The 2,869-nt window shown below is 35.6% G+C and carries 1 protein-coding gene and 1 pseudogene; both read right to left on the reverse strand.

Annotation, left to right across the window (positions count from 1 at the left end; all coding sequences use genetic code 11):
- Positions 1-288, reverse strand: a pseudogene (locus VFS71_RS18500) (hypothetical protein); the annotation flags it as partial.
- 30 nt (positions 289-318) lie between these two features.
- Positions 319-2,869 (reverse strand): SusC/RagA family TonB-linked outer membrane protein (locus VFS71_RS18505; RefSeq protein WP_326403109.1); only part of this gene is annotated, 2,551 nt, incomplete at its 5' end.

The following is a 2,869-nucleotide window of genomic DNA, read 5'->3' on the forward strand; positions in this document are numbered from 1 at the left end:
GTTAAAACGACCTACGTTGTACATAGCTCCCCATGGACTATTGCTTCGAGTATCATCTCCTTTTAAGTCTAATAGTAATGGGGTACTTCTCATATAGGTTCCATCCGTCAATAAGCTTGAATAAGTGGCATTGATTCCTTCGAGGGCATCTTGATCTGTTGCCCAGAATTTATCTACAGAATCATTATTTGGATCCAATTGGGTTAAAGCGTCGTCACTAACGCAACTTGTGGTTATTAATGCAAGCGTAAAGAAACCAGCTGCATAATTAAATATTTTATGTTTCATTTTGATTCGTTTTTAATTGGTTAGCTAATTTTAAAATTTCACATCAAGTCCTAACGAAATAGTCCTAGGATTTGGGAAAGAACCTGCATCATATCCTCTTGAGAACAATCCGTCATTGCTATTAAAATCTGGGTCATATCCTTTGTATTTTGTTATAGTCCAAAGGTTTTGACCATTTACATAAACTTTTGCTTTTTCAATAAAAAAGGATTTAGGTACAGGGATTTGATATCCAATTTCCATTGTTTGCAATTTTACATAATCTCCTTTTTCGATGAAACGATTAGAGTCTCTGCTGTTACCATTTGGATCTCCAATAATTGGACGAGGAACATCAGTATTTGTATTTGTTGGAGTCCAATAATTAAGTTCATCTGTACTGTGATTACCATATTGTCCAACCATCAAATCACGGTACATAGCATTAAATACTTTATTACCACCTGCACCTTGCCATACCATTGTAAAATCAAAGTTTTTGTAAGAAGCTCCAAAATTAGTTCCAAAAGTGTATGTAGGAATTGCTGATCCTTGGTAAGTTCTGTCTTGGTCATTAATCATTCCATCCCCGTTAACATCTTTGAAACGGATATCTCCAATACCTGCATTTGTTTGTGTTGGAGCTGCAGCGATTTCGGCAGCATTTTGGAAAATTCCATCGGTTTGGTATGCATAAATTTCACCAGCAGATCTGCCTACTTCTGTTTTAGAAGCAGCACCATAGATTGGATTTCCATTAACTCCAATTTTTGTCACTTCGTTTTTTAAAGTTCCTACGTTGGCACTAATGTTATATTTGAACTCATGATGTGAGTTGTTATATGCTAGTGAAAATTCATAACCACTGTTGTTCATTGCAGCGCCATTTGTTAAAATTAGGGCTGGAAATGCACCAGTAGAATAAGGTAATGGAACATTAACTAAAAGATCGTCCGATTTTTTATTAAAGTATTCTGCCGTAAACTGTAAATCATTGTTAAAGAAACCAAGTTCAAGTGCAATGTCGCTAGTTTCTGATGTTTCCCAACGTAAATTTGGGTCTAATGCGCTTACTACTGTTGTACCATTGGCCAAAGTGTTGTTAAAATCATAACCGGCAAAACGATTAACCGTTGTAGCAAATGAATAAGGAGCGATTGGATTATTTCCTAAACGGCCCCAGCTTCCCCTTAACTTGATATTACTTACATATTCTGGCAAGTCAAGGAAACTTTCGTTGCTAATTTTCCAAGCTCCAGAAAATGAATAGGAATTAACTTTGTTGTAGTTTTCCCCAAAAAGAGATGATTTATCTTGTCTGAAGTTTGCTTGAAACAAATAACGATCGTCAAAAGAATAATTGATTCTGCTGATGTAAGATATACCTGTAATCGTGTTTTTGTATTCCCCACCGCTGATATCGTCAGCATATTGAAGCTCACTGATTTCTCCTGGAGTATAGCCTACACCTTTTGACCAATGGTTGTAAAAGTCTTTTCTTTCTTGAATCCATCCAGCCAAAACATCAAATTTATGTTTGCCTAAAGTTTTTTCATATGTCAATATGTTATTTAGGAATGTGTTTGTTTGGTTTGCATTTGCTATGTCTAGTGAAGCTTCATCATTAGTAGTAATATAATACCATCCTAAATCACTTGGGGGTATAAACAATCTGTTTTGAGTATCTGTCCTGTCGTAACTAGCGTCAATTTTATATTTTAATCCTTTAACGATTTCAAGCTGTCCCCAGATGTCTCCAATGAAACGGTTTCTTCTGTCTTTATTTTCAAGTAAGTTGTTAAAACCAATAACGTTCATTGATATAGCTCTTTGCGTTAAGTTGTCCGTTCCGCCATATCCGCCTAATCTGTTTTCATCGTATACAGGCATTGTTGGGATAGCAGTCAATAAACTAGAAATAGCTGATTCTCCAACATAACTGTTAAATTTTTCTTTTCCAGACTGTGTATATGCTATTTTAGAACCATAACTAAATTTTCCTTTTTTTCCTGACAAATTCAGATTCATAGTGTATCTTTCATAATCTTGTGGAGATTTGACATAACTACTATTTTTAAAATAATCTAAATTCATGTTATAGGCTAAACCGTCAGATCCACCGCTAAGTGTTACTGCTTGATTCTGTATAATACCAGTATCGAAAGCTTCATTTTGCCAATTTGTATTTACATCATTGATATAAAGTGCATTAGTTGGGTCATTTCCTGGAGCAACTGTCAGTCCAGCATTTCTCTCAGCTGCACTAGTGATAGTTTGGTAACCTACTCTGTCCGTTAATGACCATTTTTTTGGTACGGTTTGGAATCCTGTTAATGATTTAAACCCAACGCTCATTTTTCCTTGTTTCCCTTTTTTGGTAGTAATGATAACTACTCCATTGGCTCCACGTACTCCATAAATGGCAGCTGAAGCACCATCTTTTAATACTTGCATTGATTCAACATCACCAGGGGCAAAATCATAAGGATTGTCTACAATCATTCCATCGATGATAAAAAGGGGGTTAGTGCTGGCAAAAGAAGATATACCTCTAATTTTAATATTAACAAAACCTCCTGGCTCGCCAGATGATTGTACGGTT

It is taken from the genome of Flavobacterium sp., from assembly GCF_035760125.1.
Lineage (GTDB): Bacteria > Bacteroidota > Bacteroidia > Flavobacteriales > Flavobacteriaceae > Flavobacterium.